Annotated in this window: 16 protein-coding genes; 10 read left to right on the top strand and 6 right to left on the bottom strand. The window is 65.8% G+C overall.

Features of this window, described 5'->3' with window-relative positions:
• Positions 1-8 precede the first annotated feature (8 nt).
• From J2R80_RS27055 to J2R80_RS27040, 4 genes are all read right to left on the bottom strand, one after another.
• Positions 9-1226, bottom strand: coding sequence for a GGDEF domain-containing protein (locus tag J2R80_RS27055; protein WP_057020653.1), 1218 nt, complete (start codon positions 1224-1226; stop codon positions 9-11).
• A 249-nt stretch (positions 1227-1475) separates the two neighbouring features.
• Complete coding sequence (rpsI, locus tag J2R80_RS27050; protein ID WP_028333930.1) at positions 1476-1952, bottom strand: 30S ribosomal protein S9; 477 nt, start codon at positions 1950-1952, stop codon at positions 1476-1478.
• Entirely contained in the window at positions 1952-2416 is a 465-nt protein-coding gene (gene rplM, locus J2R80_RS27045) for a 50S ribosomal protein L13 (RefSeq protein WP_016840522.1), read from the bottom strand. The genes rpsI and rplM overlap by 1 nt, the downstream gene beginning before the upstream one ends.
• A 152-nt stretch (positions 2417-2568) precedes the next feature.
• Positions 2569-2997: a PaaI family thioesterase gene (locus J2R80_RS27040; protein WP_057020654.1), complete on the bottom strand. Its 429-nt coding sequence runs from the start codon at positions 2995-2997 to the stop codon at positions 2569-2571.
• 70 nt (positions 2998-3067) lie between these two features.
• Between J2R80_RS27040 and J2R80_RS27035 the strand changes: the two genes are divergently transcribed.
• The 8 genes from J2R80_RS27035 (at position 3068) to nadC (ending at position 10949) form a co-directional block, all read left to right on the top strand.
• Entirely contained in the window at positions 3068-3895 is an 828-nt protein-coding gene (locus J2R80_RS27035) for an enoyl-CoA hydratase (RefSeq protein WP_057020655.1), read from the top strand.
• A gap of 68 nt (positions 3896-3963) precedes the next feature.
• Complete coding sequence (locus tag J2R80_RS27030; protein WP_076825308.1) at positions 3964-4548, top strand: CoA-binding protein; 585 nt, start codon at positions 3964-3966, stop codon at positions 4546-4548.
• 148 nt (positions 4549-4696) lie between these two features.
• The gene (locus J2R80_RS27025) at positions 4697-5977 is read left to right on the top strand and encodes an O-acetylhomoserine aminocarboxypropyltransferase (protein WP_076825306.1); all 1281 of its coding nucleotides are present in this window, start codon (positions 4697-4699) and stop codon (positions 5975-5977) included.
• A 157-nt stretch (positions 5978-6134) separates the two neighbouring features.
• Positions 6135-6542: a hypothetical protein gene (locus J2R80_RS27020; RefSeq protein ID WP_018271884.1), complete on the top strand. Its 408-nt coding sequence runs from the start codon at positions 6135-6137 to the stop codon at positions 6540-6542.
• A gap of 119 nt (positions 6543-6661) precedes the next feature.
• Positions 6662-7513, top strand: a complete 852-nt coding sequence (locus J2R80_RS27015; RefSeq protein ID WP_233475385.1) for a hypothetical protein — start codon at positions 6662-6664, stop codon at positions 7511-7513.
• A 54-nt stretch (positions 7514-7567) separates the two neighbouring features.
• Positions 7568-8554, top strand: a complete 987-nt coding sequence (gene nadA / locus J2R80_RS27010) for a quinolinate synthase NadA (RefSeq protein ID WP_076825302.1) — start codon at positions 7568-7570, stop codon at positions 8552-8554.
• A complete protein-coding gene (locus J2R80_RS27005) occupies positions 8551-10101 on the top strand; it encodes an L-aspartate oxidase (RefSeq protein ID WP_253639742.1) in 1551 nt (516 codons plus the stop codon). The genes nadA and J2R80_RS27005 overlap by 4 nt, the downstream gene beginning before the upstream one ends.
• Positions 10098-10949, top strand: a complete 852-nt coding sequence (gene nadC, locus J2R80_RS27000) for a carboxylating nicotinate-nucleotide diphosphorylase (protein ID WP_076825298.1) — start codon at positions 10098-10100, stop codon at positions 10947-10949. Before J2R80_RS27005 ends, nadC begins: the two co-directional genes overlap by 4 nt.
• 21 nt (positions 10950-10970) lie before the next feature.
• On the opposite strand, the gene J2R80_RS26995 is transcribed toward nadC, so the two are convergent.
• On the bottom strand, positions 10971-12056 hold the full coding sequence (locus J2R80_RS26995) for a COX15/CtaA family protein (protein WP_076825297.1): 1086 nt from the start codon (positions 12054-12056) through the stop codon (positions 10971-10973).
• A 191-nt stretch (positions 12057-12247) separates the two neighbouring features.
• Here J2R80_RS26995 and J2R80_RS26990 point away from each other — a divergent pair, with 191 nt between their 5' ends.
• Positions 12248-12457: a DUF2842 domain-containing protein gene (locus tag J2R80_RS26990; RefSeq protein WP_016844954.1), complete on the top strand. Its 210-nt coding sequence runs from the start codon at positions 12248-12250 to the stop codon at positions 12455-12457.
• On the opposite strand, the gene J2R80_RS26985 is transcribed toward J2R80_RS26990, so the two are convergent.
• Entirely contained in the window at positions 12454-13482 is a 1029-nt protein-coding gene (locus tag J2R80_RS26985; RefSeq protein ID WP_253639741.1) for a polysaccharide deacetylase family protein, read from the bottom strand. The genes J2R80_RS26990 and J2R80_RS26985 overlap by 4 nt on opposite strands.
• 167 nt (positions 13483-13649) lie before the next feature.
• Between J2R80_RS26985 and J2R80_RS26980 the strand changes: the two genes are divergently transcribed.
• Positions 13650-14843, top strand: coding sequence for a GNAT family N-acetyltransferase (locus J2R80_RS26980; RefSeq protein WP_076825293.1), 1194 nt, complete (start codon positions 13650-13652; stop codon positions 14841-14843).

Raw genomic sequence — 14843 nt, 5'->3', positions numbered from 1 at the left:
TACCGCACTCATGCCCGGACGCTCGCCGGCTTTTGCCGCGCCGAAGCCGGCAGGCCCGCGGTCTTGCGCCGCCAGTTCTCCAGCGAGAGCGGCAATTCCTCCGCTGCCTCGACGCGGTTGCGGCCGCCGCGCTTGGCCTGGTAGAGCGCGGTGTCGGCCGAGGCCAACAGCACCTCGAGCTCGGTGCCGGCGGGACCGCCTGCGACGCCGATGCTGACCGTGGTGTCGACCGCGCCTTCCTCGCAGGTGATGTTGCTGTTCTCGAAGGCTTCGCGCACGCGCTCGGCGACCAGCACACCCTCCTCCAGCGAGCACGGCAGCAGCGCCGCGAATTCCTCGCCGCCGATCCGGCCCGACAGATCGCTGATCCTGAGGCTGTTGACCACGACAGCGGAGAACAGCTTCAGGATCTCGTCACCCGCGGGATGGCCGAAGCGGTCGTTGATTGACTTGAAGTGATCGATGTCGAAGATCATCACGGTGACCGGCCGGCCGGCAATGGACTCGCGCTCGATCACCCGCGCGCAGGCCTCGGTGAAGCCGCGGCGGTTGAGCATGCCGCTCAGGGGGTCGATCGACGCGGCCGTCTTGTGCACGGCCACCGCGCGGTCCGACACCATCATGAAGATCACGAACACCGTGCCGATCGCGTACAGCACGAGTTCGATCGAAAACAGCGTGACCCAAAAGCTGGAGACGAAATTCTGGCCGTTCAATCGCAGCAGGTCGCCGACCAGGATCGGCAGCATCAGGACGCAACCGTGCGCGACCGGGATGACGATCGCAAGCCAGCGCCGTTGCATCGCGCGGCGGCGCTCGCTCCACAGTTCTGATGCGGTCAGCGCGGCGTAGATCGCGACGATCCCGGCACCGATCGTCAGGCGCATCGCGGGATCCTCAACCGTCGTCACCGCCCCGATCCATGCGATCGGGCCGAGCACGAGGCCCAGCAAATTGGCCTTGCGGCCGTGGAAAATGCGCGCGGCATTCCAGACCAGGCCGCAGGCGGCGAAGCCGATCGCATTGAGGCCCAGCAGAACCATCGGATCGAGCGTCGAACTGCCGACCGTCCAGACCGCGACCGAGGCCGCGCCGAGCAGATAGGCGGTGCCCCACCATTTCAGCGCGGAAATGTTCTCCTGCCTGCCGAACAACCACAGCATGGCGCCGAGCATGCCCGCGACCATGGTGGCGAACAAATAAAGTGTCGATGGATCGAACGACATAAACTCACCCCAGCCCGGTGTGATGCAACGTTCGCAGGCGCAAATAAATACGGTGATGCAGCGCCATTGCGAGCCCGCAAGCTAGAAGGTGCGAGTTCCAATTTCGTTTGCACGCACACGCAAGTTTTCATGAAAAACTGCGCTAATTCGCGCAGAAGCATCGCCGGTCGGACGCAGCAAAAAGGGCGCCTCGCGGCGCCCTCTGCAACTCGATGCCCGCGGCAATTGCCGCGAATTTTAGAACTCGAATTAGCGCTTCGAGAACTGGAAGGACTTGCGGGCCTTCGCCTTGCCGTACTTCTTGCGCTCGACCGAGCGGCTGTCGCGGGTCAAGAAGCCGCCCTTCTTGAGGACGCCGCGCAGCTCGGGCTCGAAGTTGGTGAGCGCCTTCGAGATGCCGTGGCGAACAGCACCGGCCTGGCCGGAGAGACCGCCGCCGGCGACGGTGCAGATCACGTCATACTGGCCGTTACGGGCGGCAGCGACCAGCGGCTGCTGGATCATCATGCGCAGCACCGGGCGGGCGAAGTAGACTTCGAACTCGCGGGTGTTGACCGAGATCTTGCCGGAGCCCGGCTTGACCCAGACGCGGGCGACCGCGTCCTTGCGCTTGCCGGTGGCGTAGGCGCGGTTGTACTTGTCGACCTTCTTGACGTATTTCGGCGCGTCGGGAGCGGCCGGCTTGACCTGCGAGAGCTGGTCGAGGGACTGCAACGTATCGGACATTATGCGGCCCTCGTGTTCTTGCGATTCAGGGAAGCGATATCGACCTTCTCGGGGCTCTGCGCTTCATGCGGATGATCGGCACCCGGATAGACGCGCAGATTGCCCATCTGCATACGGCCGAGCGGACCGCGCGGGATCATGCGCTCGATCGCCTTCTCGACGACGCGCTCCGGGAAGCGGCCCTCGAGGATCTGCTTCGCGGTGCGCTCCTTGATGCCACCGATGAAGCCGGTGTGCTTGTAGTAAGTCTTCTGGTCGCGCTTGCGACCGGTCAGCACCACATGCGCGGCGTTGACGATGATGACGTTGTCGCCGCAATCGACATGCGGGGTGTAGGTGGGCAGGTGTTTGCCGCGCAGGCGCATCGCGACGAGCGTGGCGAGACGACCGACGACCAGACCCTTGGCGTCGATCACGACCCACTTCTTCGTCACTTCGGCGGGCTTGGCCGAGAACGTGCTCATGTGTGAAATCCGTGAAAAAGAAATCGGCGCCGTATGCGCCGAACTGGCAGCTTTCTAGAGAAGCCGCGATCGCGCGTCAACGCCCACGCGCTCAAATTACATCAGAAAAAACAATGGCTTGCAATTATGGTGCAATAATACCGTAGAAAAGCCTATTGATTTGGAATGGAATAGGTCGCCGTGACATGGGCGATGGGATCGGGAGACGAGCCGGACAGCAGGTTGACCTCGCCGACCGCGAGCCGCTTGCCGAGCTTGAGCAGCCTCGCCACCGCAAGTACGTCCTGCCCCGGCTGACCCTTGCGCAGGAAGTTGATGTTGAGGTTGGTGGTCACGGCAAGGCCAACCGGCCCGATCGCCGACAGCAGCACCACGTACATCGCGAAATCCGCCAGGCCCATCAGGGTCGGCCCGGACACCGTACCGCCAGGCCGCAGCATGCGCTCGCTGAAGCGCTGGCGCAGCAGGGCCGTCTCGCCGTCGGCGCTTTCGATCCGGACATCGTCGTAGACGAACGCCTGCGGGAATTCCCTCCGCAGGAACTCCTCCACGTCAGCCACGCTCATTTTCGCAGTCGCCATGCCGTCCCTGCCCTCGCTTCAGCCTGCCTGTTACATTAAGTTGTCACAGAGACCAAAGTGGAATTTCAGCATGTCCGCCCAAGCCGCCCGCGCCGAAGCGCCGCAACACCAGCCGATCCTGCTGCGCGAGACCGTCGGCAGTATCGCGCTACTGACGCTCAATCGCCCCGGAGCGCGCAACAGCCTCTCCGAGGGCCTGATCGCCGAGCTGCACGCCGCCCTGAACGATGTCGGCGGCGACAAGCGCATCCGCGCCGTCGTGCTCGCCGCCAAAGGCCCGGCGTTCTGCGCCGGCCACGACCTCAAGGAGCTTACCGCGCGCCGTAGCGATGCCGACCGCGGCCGCGCCTATTTCGCGCAAATCATGAACGCCTGCAGCGCGATGATGCAGGCCATCGTGCGCCTGCCGAAGCCGGTGGTCGCATCCATCCAGGGCATCGCCACCGCGGCCGGCTGCCAGCTCGTCGCAAGTTGCGACCTCGCGGTCGCCTCCGAAGCGGCGGCGTTCGCGACGCCGGGCGTCGACATCGGGCTGTTCTGCTCGACGCCGATGGTGGCGCTGTCGCGCAACGTGCCGCGCAAACAGGCCATGGAGATGCTGCTGACCGGAGAGCCGGTCTCGGCGGCAACGGCGCAGAGCATCGGCCTCGTCAACCGCGTGGTATCCGCTGGCACCGAACGCGACGCCGCGATCGCGCTGGCCGAGAAGGTCGCGCTGAAATCGGCCTACACCGTCAAGCTCGGCAAGGAAGCGTTCTATCGCCAGGCCGAGATGAACCTCGCCGATGCCTATCGCTTCGCCGCCGAGGTGATGACCGAAAACATGATGGCGCGCGACGCCGAGGAAGGCATCGGTGCCTTCATCGAGAAGCGCGATCCGAAGTGGCAGGACAAGTGACGACCTGAGGTCGTCATTCCGGGATGGTGCATTAGCACCAGCCCCGGAATGACAAACCCGGAAGAAAAATGAATCACGACGCCTACGACGACAATTACATCCGCAGCATTCTGAACAACGTCAAGACCATCGCGATGGTCGGCGCCTCGCCGGTCAATGTGCGGCCGAGCTATTTCGCGTTCAAATATCTGGCGCAGCGCGGCTACGACATGATCCCGGTCAACCCCGGCCATGTCGGCAAGACGCTGATGGGCAAGCCGTTCGTCGCCTCGCTTGCGGACATCGATCGGCCGATCGACATGATCGACATCTTCCGCAATTCAAGCCACATCATGCCCGTGGTCGAGGAGGCGCTGAAATTGTCGACGCCGCCGAAGGTGATCTGGATGCAGCTTGGCGCACGCGACGACGCCGCGGCCGAGAAGGCGGAAGCCGCGAGCCTCAAAGTGGTGATGAACCGCTGCCCGAAGATCGAGTATGGCCGGCTGTCGTCGGAGATCTCGTGGATGGGCGTCAACTCGCGCACGCTGAGTTCCAAGCGTGCGCCGATCCCGACGCAGGGCATGCGGCTGTCGCTCAATCGCACGAGCTTCGGCGGCGGACAGACCGCGGCGTCCGACCGCGCGGCAAAGAACAAGACCGAGACGACCTGACATCGCGGCGGAATAATCGCTGCGATCATCCGGTATAGCGCGGGATGCCCCTCCAAAAACTGGCGATGCGCCCAACTCGCTTGACGGCGGGCGCCGTCGCCATCAGCATGCCGCGCGTTTCGACCAGGCCACAACAGGATACTAAAGGATGACCGATCGCCTTCCGGGATTTTCCACCCTCGCCGTGCACGCCGGCGCGCAGCCTGATCCCACCACCGGCGCGCGGGCGACACCGATCTACCAGACCACGTCATTCGTCTTCAACGATGCCGACCACGCGGCCTCGCTGTTCGGCCTGCAGGCTTTCGGCAACATCTATACCCGCATCGGCAACCCGACCAATGCCGTGCTCGAGGAACGTGTCGCAGCCCTCGAAGGCGGCACCGCGGCGCTCGCCGTCGCTTCCGGTCACGCGGCGCAGGTCGTCGTGCTGCAGCAGCTGTTGAAGCCCGGCGATGAGATCATCGCGGCACGCAAGCTCTATGGCGGCTCGATCAACCAGTTCACCCACGCCTTCAAGGCGTTTGGCTGGAATGTGGCCTGGGCCGACCCCGATGAGATCGAAAGCTTCGAGCGCGCGGTGACGCCGCACACCAAGGCGATCTTCATCGAGTCGATCGCCAACCCGGCCGGCAGCATCACCGATATCGAGGCGATCGCGGCCGTTGCGCGCAAGGCCGGCGTGCCGCTGATCGTCGACAACACGCTGGCCTCGCCCTATCTGATCAAGCCGATCGACCACGGCGCCGACATCGTCGTGCACTCCCTGACCAAGTTCCTCGGCGGTCACGGCAACTCACTCGGCGGCATCATCGTCGATGCCGGCACCTTCGACTGGTCGAAGGACAACAAATATCCGATGCTGAGCGAGCCGCGCCCGGAATATCACGGCATCCGGATCCAGGAGACCTTCGGCAACTTCGCCTTCGCGATCGCCTGCCGCGTGCTCGGTCTGCGCGACCTCGGCCCCGCGCTGTCGCCGTTCAACGCCTTCATGATCCTGACCGGCATCGAGACGCTGCCGCTGCGCATGCAGAAGCACTGCGACAACGCCAAGGCGGTGGCGGAATTCCTCTCCACCCACCCCGCGGTCTCAGCAGTGAACTATGCCGGCCTGCCCGGCGACAGGTACAACGCCTTGCAGCGCAAATATGCGCCGAAGGGAGCCGGGGCGGTGTTCACGTTTAGCCTTAAGGGCGGCTATGACGCCGGCGTCAATCTGGTGTCGAACCTGAAGCTGTTTTCGCATCTCGCCAATGTCGGCGACACCCGCTCGCTGGTGATCCATCCGGCCTCCACCACCCACAGCCAGCTCGACGACGCCGCCAAGGTGAGGTCGGGCGCGGCGCCCGAGGTGGTGCGGCTTTCGATCGGCATCGAGGATAAGGAGGACCTGATCGCCGACCTCGACCAGGCCCTGCGCGCCTGATCCCGCAATTGTTCCGGAGCGGTGCGCCGCATCACTCCGGAAGCTTGCCCAAGGAGACGGACATCCCGTTAACGCTTAATACCGACGGGCCTCTCGTTAACGTTCAATCCGGCTTAAAGTGGCAGTGATAGGCTCCGGATGATTCGGGAGACCATTGATGCTGCGCTGGACATTGCCGCTCGCGATCGCATTGTTTGCGATCCCGCCTGCTGACGCCGCCGACGGCCCGGCCGTCGCCAAGAGCGCGACCGTCAAGGCCGCGCGCCAGCTGCCGGCGGGCCTACCGCACCGGCATTACGCCTACCGCACCACCATCACATCGCCGACCTATGTCCGGCGCGGACGCCAGCTCGTAGTCGTCGAGCAGCCCGTGGTGATCCCGCTCAATTCCGAGCCGTATATCCCGTTCGTGCCCGGCGAACCGCTGCTGCCGGGGTCGTCGTCGCTGCCCGGCTATTACGGCAACTGGCACTCCTACAACTATTTCGGCCCGTACTACGGCGGTGCCTATGTGACCTATTGGGACCGCCTGCCCTACGCCTGTGGCGTCTACGGCTACTGCTAGCGCGGACCGATCCGGTGGCCAGATCGCCGCAGAAATCCAGCGCACCGGCTTCGGGGAACGCGGTGACCGCCGATCTCGTCGCGGTGCTGGTCGCCGTCACCGAGGGCACGCCGAAGATCATGACCATCGCCGGCGGCTCCGCGCTGCCGAGCGGCCCGTTCGAGTTCACCCATCGCTCGCTGCAGACCGCACTGCGGGCCTGGGTCGAAGCGCAGACCGGCCACCCGCTCGGCTATGTCGAGCAACTCTACACCTTTGCCGACCGCGGCCGCTCCGGCGATGCCAAGGGACCGCATAGCGTCTCGATCAGCTATCTCGGCTTGACCCGCGAGGATCGGGTCGGCGAAGGCTTCGAGGCGCACTGGTCCGGCTGGTACGACTACTTCCCCTGGGAGGATCATCGCGCCGGCGCGCCGGCCTTCCTGGCGAAGACGATCGCGCCGAAGCTGAAAACGTGGGCGAAGGCGGCGCCGTCACCGACGCTGCAGCGCGAGCGCTGGCAGCGTTGCGCCATCACTTTTGGACTCGACGATCGCGACTGGAACGAAGAGCTGGTGCTGCAACGCTATGAGCTGCTCTACGAGGCCGCGCTGATCCCGGAAGCCGGACGTGGGCATGCCCGCGAGGCGCCGGTCGTGCCGGGCAAGCCGATGACGGCGGATCATCGCCGCATTCTCGCGACCGGGATCGCGCGGCTGCGCGCCAAGATCAAATACCGTCCGGTGGTATTCGAGCTGATGCCGGCCGAGTTCACTCTGCTGCAACTGCAACGCAGTGTTGAGGCTCTCGCAGGCCGGCTGGTCCACAAGCAGAACTTCCGCCGGCTGATCGAGCAGCAGGAACTCGTTGAAGAGACTGGCGCAATGGCCGCCGATACCGTCGGCCGGCCGGCCAAGCTGTTCCGCTTCCGCCATGCCGTGCTGGCCGAGCGGGCCGTCGCCGGCACCAAGCTCCCGCTTTCGCGCACTTGACACGCCTTATGCTCAGGATAAGTATAAGCCATCTTATGCTCACGGAGAGTATAAATGGTTGCACTCGATACCGATCTGCTCACCCGCACCGCGCCGCTCTATGAGCGCGTCAAGCGCGTCATCCCGCCGTTCGAATGGGCCACATTCGCCGAGGACGTCGATGCGATCCTCGCGCTGAAACGCCGCCGCAACGCGGTGGTGCTGGCGCATAATTACCAGACGCCGGAGATCTTCCACGGCGTCGCCGATATCGTCGGCGACAGTCTGTTGCTCGCGCGCGAAGCAACCAAGGTCGATGCCGATGTCATCGTGCTCGCGGGCGTGCATTTCATGGCCGAGACCGCGAAGCTGCTCAATCCGGCCAAGACCGTGCTGATCCCCGACCTCAAGGCCGGCTGCTCGCTGGCGGATTCCATCACGGCGCAGGACGTGCGGCTGATGCGCGCGCGCTACCCAGACGCACCGGTCGTCGCCTATGTCAACACCTCGACCGCGGTGAAGGCCGAGTCCGACATCTGCTGCACCTCGGGCAATGCGCTGAAGGTGGTGGAATCGCTCGGCGCCGAGCGCGTCATCATGCTCCCGGATGAATATCTGGCGCAGAACATCGCCAAGCAGACCAGCAAGAAGATCATCGCCTGGAAGGGCCACTGCGAGGTGCACGAGCTGTTCACCGCCGATGACGTGCGCCAGCTGCGCGAAGATCACCCTGACATCACCATCCTGGCGCATCCGGAATGCCCGCCCGAGGTGGTCGCCGAAGCGGACTTTGCCGGGTCGACGGCTGCGATGCAGTCGTTCGTCGAGACCAAACGTCCGCCGCGCGTCGTGCTGCTGACGGAATGCTCGATGAGCGACAACATCGCCGCACTAAATCCCGGTGTCGACTTCATCCGCCCCTGCAATCTCTGTCCGCACATGAAGCGGATCACGCTGAAGAACATCCGTCACGCGCTGGAGACCAACCAGCACGAGGTCACCATCGACCCTGCGATCGCCGAACGCGCGCGCAAGAGCGTCGAAAGGATGCTGGCGATATGAGCACCGATATCTCCGATCTCAACGGCCGCCCGGTGATCATCGGCGGCGGTGCCGCCGGGCTGATGACCGCGCTTCAGCTCGCCCCCGAGCCGGTCGTGCTGCTGTCGAAGTCGCCGCTCGGCGCGGAAGCTTCCAGCATGTGGGCTCAGGGCGGCCTTGCGGCGCCGGTCGGCGCAGATGACAGCCCTGCCCTGCATCTCGCCGATACGCTCGCGGCCGGCGCCGGCCTTTGCGACGCGGCCGCCGCGAGCCGGATCGTCCACGCCGCGCCCGCCGCCGTCGAGCAGCTGGCGAGGCTCGGCGTCGCCTTCGACCGCCACGCCGACGGCAGCTGGCGCCTCGGGCTCGAGGCCGCACACCGCCGCAACCGCATCGTGCACGCCACCGGCGACGGTACCGGACGCGAGATCATGCGCGCGCTGATCGCGGCGGTCCGGCGCACACCATCGATCACGCTGCTGGAAGGCGTCGAGGCGCGCCGGCTGATCGTCGAGGACAATGCGGTCAGGGGCGTGCTTGCAGCCAACGCAAGCGGCGCGCTGACGATCACGACCAATCGCGTGGTGATCGCGACCGGCGGCATCGGTGGGCTGTTCGCCGACAGCACCAATCCCGGCGGGTGTTTCGGCCAGGGGCTCGCACTTGCCGCACAGGCCGGCGCGAAACTGTCGGACATCGAGTTCGTCCAGTTTCATCCGACCGCGTTCGACGGGCCGTCGCGCCCGATGCCGCTGCTGACCGAGGCGATCCGTGGCGATGGCGCGGTGTTGATCGACGAGACCGGCGAGCGCTTCATGGCCGATCAGCCCGGCGCCGAGCTTGCGCCACGCGACATCGTCGCGCGCGCCGTGTGGGGCCACCGCGCCGCGGGGCATCGCACCTTCCTCGACGCGCGCCAACATCCGGGCGCGGAGTTTGCGCAGCGGTATCCCGTGATCAGCGCGTTCTGCAAGATGGCCGGCATCGATCCCGCCCATGATCCGATCCCGATCCGGCCGGCGGTTCACTACCACATGGGCGGCATCACGGTTGACGGTTTTGGCCGCAGCACGGTGCAGGGCCTGTGGGCCTGCGGCGAGGCCGCGCGCACCGGGTTGCACGGCGCCAACCGGCTCGCCAGCAATTCGCTGATGGAAGCGATCGTCTGCGCGCGCTGGGTCGCCGAGAGCATCGAAAGCGTGAGTGCGGGCCCGCGCGCCATGCTGCGCGACGACGCGATGCCACAGGCTTCCGATCCCTCCGCCGTGCGACCGATCCTCACCCAGGGCCTCGGCGTCCTGCGCGACCGCGACGGGATCGCCCGCGCGATCCGCAGCCTCTATCCACTCGCATGCGGTCACAGTGCGGCGTCCGACGCAGCATTGGTCGGATTGATGGTCGCGGTTGCCGCCATCCGGCGTGAGGAAAGCCGCGGCGGCCACTTCCGCAGCGATTTCCCGCACATTGCTGCGTCGGCCGTTCCGTCGTCCCTTACCCGCGCCGATGCACTCGCCGCCGCGCGCGACATCGTCGAATCCACGCCATTTGCCAGGAGTGCCCTGTCATGACCCTCACCCCCCTGCTGCCGCTGATCTATGAGCCGATCGTGCAGACCGCCTTGCGCGAGGATCTCGGCCGCGCCGGCGATATCACCGCAGACGCCATCGTGCTGCCCGGCCAGCAGGCGCGGCTGGTGATGCGGGCGCGGCAGCCCGGCGTGATCGCCGGGCTCGATGTCGCGCGGTCAGCCTTCCAGACGGTGTCGCCGGCCATCACGCTGCGCGCCGAACGGCCCGACGGCAGCGCGGTCGAACCCGACCAGGTCATCGCGATCATCGACGGCCCGGCCCGCAGCCTGCTCACCGCCGAGCGGACCGCGCTCAACTTCCTCTGCCATCTGAGCGGTGTCGCCACCGCAACGGCTACGCTGGTCAAGGCCGTGGCGGGCACCCGCGCGCAGATCGTCTGCACCCGCAAGACCACGCCGGGACTGCGTGCGCTGGAGAAATATGCGGTGCGCGCCGGCGGCGGCGGCAATCATCGCTTCGGCCTCGACGATGCCGTGCTCATCAAGGACAACCACATCGCGCTCGCCGGCGGCATCCGCACCGCGATCGAGCGCGCCAAGGCCAATGCCGGCCATCTCGTCAAGATCGAGGTCGAGGTCGACACGCTGTCGCAGCTCGAAGAGGCGCTGACGCTCGGCGTCGACGCGGTGCTGCTCGACAACATGACGACCGAGCAGCTCAGCCAGGCGGTCGACATGGCGCGCGGCAAGGCGATCACCGAAGCCTCCGGCCGCATCACCGCGGCGACGGCCGCAGCGATTGCCGCAACCGGCGTCGACCTGATCTCGGTCGGCTGGGTGACCCACAGCTCGGCCGCGCTCGATATCGGGCTCGACTATCTGTCCTGATCGATCAAAGAGGTTGATCGATCAACCGGGCTGGCCGACCGCAACGAGGGTCGGCTGATCCCGCTCGGTCCGGCGCGCGGCGAAGCGCTCGGCCTGCAGCACCGCTAGTGTCAGCACGACGATGGCGACGGCCTGGTGCGTCAGCGCCAGATCGATCGGCACCCGATGCAGCAGCGTCAGAATGCCGAGCGTCGCCTGCAGCGTGATCGCAGCCACCAGCCACCAGGCCCCCGCGATCACAGCGCCGCCGGCGCGCGCGCGCATGGCATCGATCGCATGTGCGATCGCCAGCGCGAACAGCAGATAGGCGGTCATGCGATGTTCGAACTGCACCGTCAGCGTGTTGTCGAACAGATTGCGCCACCACGGTGTCTCGAACCAAAGCCGGTCAGCCGACGGAATGAAGCCGCCGTCGATGTCGGGCCAGGTATTATAAACCCTGCCCGCGCGCAGCCCCGCGACCAGCGCGCCGAAATAGAGCTGCACGAAGGTCAGCACGAGCAGCACCGCGCTCGTGATCTTCAGCCTGAGCGGCGCGATCACGCTTGGGCGGTCGGTCAGGCGCCGCAGCGTCCAGACGATCGCCGCGAAGATCAGGAGCGCCAGCACCAGATGCGTCGCCAGCCGATACTGCGATACCTCGATGCGTTCCGAGAGGCCGGACGCGACCATCCACCAGCCGACGCCGCCCTGCAGCGCGCCGAGGCCGAAAATCACCCACAATCGCCGGCCGAGTTCGCCGCTCACCGCGCCGCGCCACAGGAAATACAGGAACGGCAGCAGATAGGCCGCGCCGATCACGCGGCCAAGCAGCCGGTGGCTCCACTCCCACCAGAATATCGTCTTGAATTGCTCGAGCGTCATCCCGGCGTTGAGCTCGCGATATTGCGGGATCCTCTTATAGCCCTCGAAGGCCTGGGTCCACTGCGCCTCGGTCAGCGGCGGCAGCGTACCGGTCACCGGCTTCCATTCGACAATCGACAGGCCGGACTCGGTCAGCCGCGTGGCGCCGCCGACCAAGACCATCAGGGCGATCAGGGCGGCCACCGCGACCAGCCATACCCTGACGGCGCGGAGCTGCGATGTCTTTGCGGAAATACCGGCCATTTCGCCCTGACTTGATTGGATTTTCGGGCCCCTTATAGTCCGCCGCGCCAGCGGCGCAAGCGCCGCCCGGAGCCTCGTTCCGATCAAGTCGGAAGGAAGCTCCAGAATGTTGTTTTGACGCGTTTTCTTTGCGCGAACCGGTGCCCGCTTCGCACGAAAACGCCCTGGATCACGAGTCGTACATATCCGCCATGGCCATACGCACCCGCAAACTGCTCGGTACCATCTTCCTGCTGATCCTGGTGGTGGTGTGGTCGCTGCTTGGCATGACGGTCGCGCAGACGCCTTGGCTTGCCAATTCGGGGCTGCTGCAGGCGATCTTCTACGTCGTCGCTGGCCTCGGCTGGGTGCTGCCGGCGATGCCGATCGTCGCCTGGATGTCGCGGCCCGATCGCGCCTAAGTAACGTCCTGGTCGCGCGCGCTACGCGTCGGCCGCACCGGCGCGAACATCACGCCCGACAGCAGCACCCGCATCATCCGCAGCGAGCGCACGCGGCCGTCCCATGCGATGCGCGGCAGCGCGTGAAGGTTGGTGCGCCCCTGCGCCTCGACGACCCCTGGTATGGTCGACACCGCGCTGGCAAAGCCGGCCTCTTCGGCCATCACGACATGCGGACGGCCGAACGCATCGCGGTCCCCGAACGGGAATGCGAAATGTCTGACCTGCCGCCCAAGCGCGCTCTCGGCCACCGCCTTGCCCATCGCCATCTCGCGCTGCGCGTCGGCATCCCTGAGGCTCGACAGCGCCGGATAGTTCACGGTCGCGCTGCCGAACGTCACGTTTGGATCGGCGGCAAGCTTCGCCAGATCCTGCCAGTCGAGTGACGCATTGCGTGACAATTGGGTTGCGTCGGCCGAATAGCGCCTGGCGAGATCGTTCAGCGCGTAGGACAGGTCCGACGGCGGCAGCTTGCGCAGCCAGCCGGACAGGAAATCGAACAGCTCGTATTTGTCCGAGAGATTTGAAATCGCGAAGTGCCGCTCCCGGCCGTCGATCATCATGCTGATGCGGTTTTCGCGCGCGATGATTTCCTCCAGCACCAGCCACCACGCCACGCCGACGCCATCGGGAAAGGCCGTCGGCAGATACAGCGCGAAGGGAACGCCGTGCCTGGCGAGCACCGGCCAGGCATGGGTGACGATGTCCTTGCTGGCGCCGTCAAAGGTCAGGCAGGCAAAGCGCCGGCGCTCCGGCAAGGTCACCGCGCGGCGGCAAGCCTCATCGATCCTGACGATGTCATACCGCCAGCGCTTCAACCCACGGATCGTGCGATCGAGGAAAGCCGGCGTGATCTCCTGGGACTTCAGCGGCTGAAACCGGCCGCGTCGCGCGGGACGAACGCGGGCGAAGCGCAGGATCACCCCGGCGCCGCCGCTCTCGCGTTCCCGCAGCTTGAAGGCGCCACTGAAATACGCGAGCTCCATTCCGGCCCGTCGTAAAATCCCGCTGTCCGGCGCCAAGATCCCCGTCCTTGTCAGGCGGTTCCCGCACACCGCCGCGGCATTGTTCTTACTCTTTGTTGACATTTCCCTGCGAAGGTCGGCCCCAGCCGAGAACTGTAAATTAATACCCTAAAATTTCGGGTTCCGAGATGACCATGGCGGCGGCAATCGAAGGCCAGACGGCCGAGACGCGGGCGTGGCCGAACGCGATCCGCGTCGCCGGCGTCGACATCTTTCATGATCTCACCGCGGCCGAAGCGACCTGGCGCGGCTTCGAGACGTCGCAGCACAGCTACACGCCCTATCAGCGGTTCGATTTCCTCGCCAGCTGGCAACGCCAGGTCGGTGAGCGCGAGGGCCTGCGGCCCTTCATCGTCGTCGCTCATGACAGCGAACGCCGGCCGCTGCTGCTGCTGCCGCTCGCAATCGAATCCCGCCTCGGCGCGAACTGCGCGAGCTTCATGGGCGGCAGGCATGCGACCTTCAACATGGCCCTGTGCGCGAAGGATTTCGCCGCCGATGCGACGGAAGCCGACATCGCGGCCCTGATCCGATCGATCGCCGAACGCTCCCGCGCCGATGCGCTCGCGCTCTGCCAGCAGCCGCTGCGCTGGCGGGATCTGCCGAATCCGCTGGCGCTGCTGCCGCATCAGGCTTCGGTCAACGACTGCCCGGTGCTGGCGATCGAGCCCGGCGCGGCACCGGCGGCGCTGGTCAGCAACTCGTTCCGCCGCCGCCTCAAGGGCAAGGAGCGCAAGCTGCAGGCGCTGCCCGGCTATCGCTATTATGTCGCGAGCGAGAGCGCCGATGTCTGCCGCCTGCTCGACTGGTTCTTCCGCGTCAAGCCGCAGCGCATGGCCGAGCAGAAGCTGCCGAACGTGTTCGCCGAGCCGGGCATCGAGCAGTTCATTCGTGCCGCCTGCCTCGCGCCGCGCGCCGACGGCAACGGCTACGCGATCGACATCCACGCGCTGGAGTGCGACGAGGAAGTGATCGCGATCTTCGCCGGCGTGTCCGACGGTCATCGCTTCTCGATGATGTTCAACACCTACACGATGTCGGCCAATTCCAAGTTCAGCCCCGGCCTGATCCTGATGCGCGATATCATCGATCGCCATGCCGGCCTGAACTACCGCGCTCTGGATCTCGGCATCGGCTCGGACGAGTACAAGCGGCTGTTCTGCAAGGACGATGAAGCCGTCGTCGACAGCTTCGTTCCGCTCAGCTTGCGCGGCAAGCCGGCGGCCAGCGCGCTGTCGGCCATCAATCGCGCCAAGCGCGCTGTGAAGCAAAATCCGGCGCTGTTCGAGATTGCCCAGAACCTGCGCAGCATGTTCCGCTGA

Source organism: Bradyrhizobium sp. USDA 4541 (assembly GCF_024171085.1).
In the GTDB taxonomy this organism is placed as follows: Bacteria; Pseudomonadota; Alphaproteobacteria; order Rhizobiales; family Xanthobacteraceae; genus Bradyrhizobium; species Bradyrhizobium australafricanum.
Note: the sequence above shows the minus strand (reverse complement) of the source record. Positions and strands in the feature narration are given on the sequence as shown.

What these genes read in the sequence shown, in the direction of transcription:
- J2R80_RS27055 (WP_057020653.1), bottom strand. Translation starts at nt 1,226, where the DNA reads ATGTCGTTCGATCCATCGACACTTTATTTGTTCGCCACCATGGTCGCG.
- J2R80_RS26995 (WP_076825297.1), bottom strand. Translation starts at nt 12,056, where the DNA reads ATGGCCGGTATTTCCGCAAAGACATCGCAGCTCCGCGCCGTCAGGGTA.
- nadC (WP_076825298.1), top strand. Translation starts at nt 10,098, where the DNA reads ATGACCCTCACCCCCCTGCTGCCGCTGATCTATGAGCCGATCGTGCAG.
- J2R80_RS26990 (WP_016844954.1), top strand. Translation starts at nt 12,248, where the DNA reads ATGGCCATACGCACCCGCAAACTGCTCGGTACCATCTTCCTGCTGATC.
- J2R80_RS26985 (WP_253639741.1), bottom strand. Translation starts at nt 13,482, where the DNA reads ATGGAGCTCGCGTATTTCAGTGGCGCCTTCAAGCTGCGGGAACGCGAG.
- J2R80_RS27015 (WP_233475385.1), top strand. Translation starts at nt 6,662, where the DNA reads ATGACCATCGCCGGCGGCTCCGCGCTGCCGAGCGGCCCGTTCGAGTTC.
- J2R80_RS27025 (WP_076825306.1), top strand. Translation starts at nt 4,697, where the DNA reads ATGACCGATCGCCTTCCGGGATTTTCCACCCTCGCCGTGCACGCCGGC.
- J2R80_RS27005 (WP_253639742.1), top strand. Translation starts at nt 8,551, where the DNA reads ATGAGCACCGATATCTCCGATCTCAACGGCCGCCCGGTGATCATCGGC.
- J2R80_RS27020 (WP_018271884.1), top strand. Translation starts at nt 6,135, where the DNA reads ATGCTGCGCTGGACATTGCCGCTCGCGATCGCATTGTTTGCGATCCCG.
- J2R80_RS27030 (WP_076825308.1), top strand. Translation starts at nt 3,964, where the DNA reads ATGAATCACGACGCCTACGACGACAATTACATCCGCAGCATTCTGAAC.
- rpsI (WP_028333930.1), bottom strand. Translation starts at nt 1,952, where the DNA reads ATGTCCGATACGTTGCAGTCCCTCGACCAGCTCTCGCAGGTCAAGCCG.
- J2R80_RS26980 (WP_076825293.1), top strand. Translation starts at nt 13,650, where the DNA reads ATGACCATGGCGGCGGCAATCGAAGGCCAGACGGCCGAGACGCGGGCG.
- rplM (WP_016840522.1), bottom strand. Translation starts at nt 2,416, where the DNA reads ATGAGCACGTTCTCGGCCAAGCCCGCCGAAGTGACGAAGAAGTGGGTC.
- J2R80_RS27035 (WP_057020655.1), top strand. Translation starts at nt 3,068, where the DNA reads ATGTCCGCCCAAGCCGCCCGCGCCGAAGCGCCGCAACACCAGCCGATC.
- nadA (WP_076825302.1), top strand. Translation starts at nt 7,568, where the DNA reads ATGGTTGCACTCGATACCGATCTGCTCACCCGCACCGCGCCGCTCTAT.
- J2R80_RS27040 (WP_057020654.1), bottom strand. Translation starts at nt 2,997, where the DNA reads ATGGCGACTGCGAAAATGAGCGTGGCTGACGTGGAGGAGTTCCTGCGG.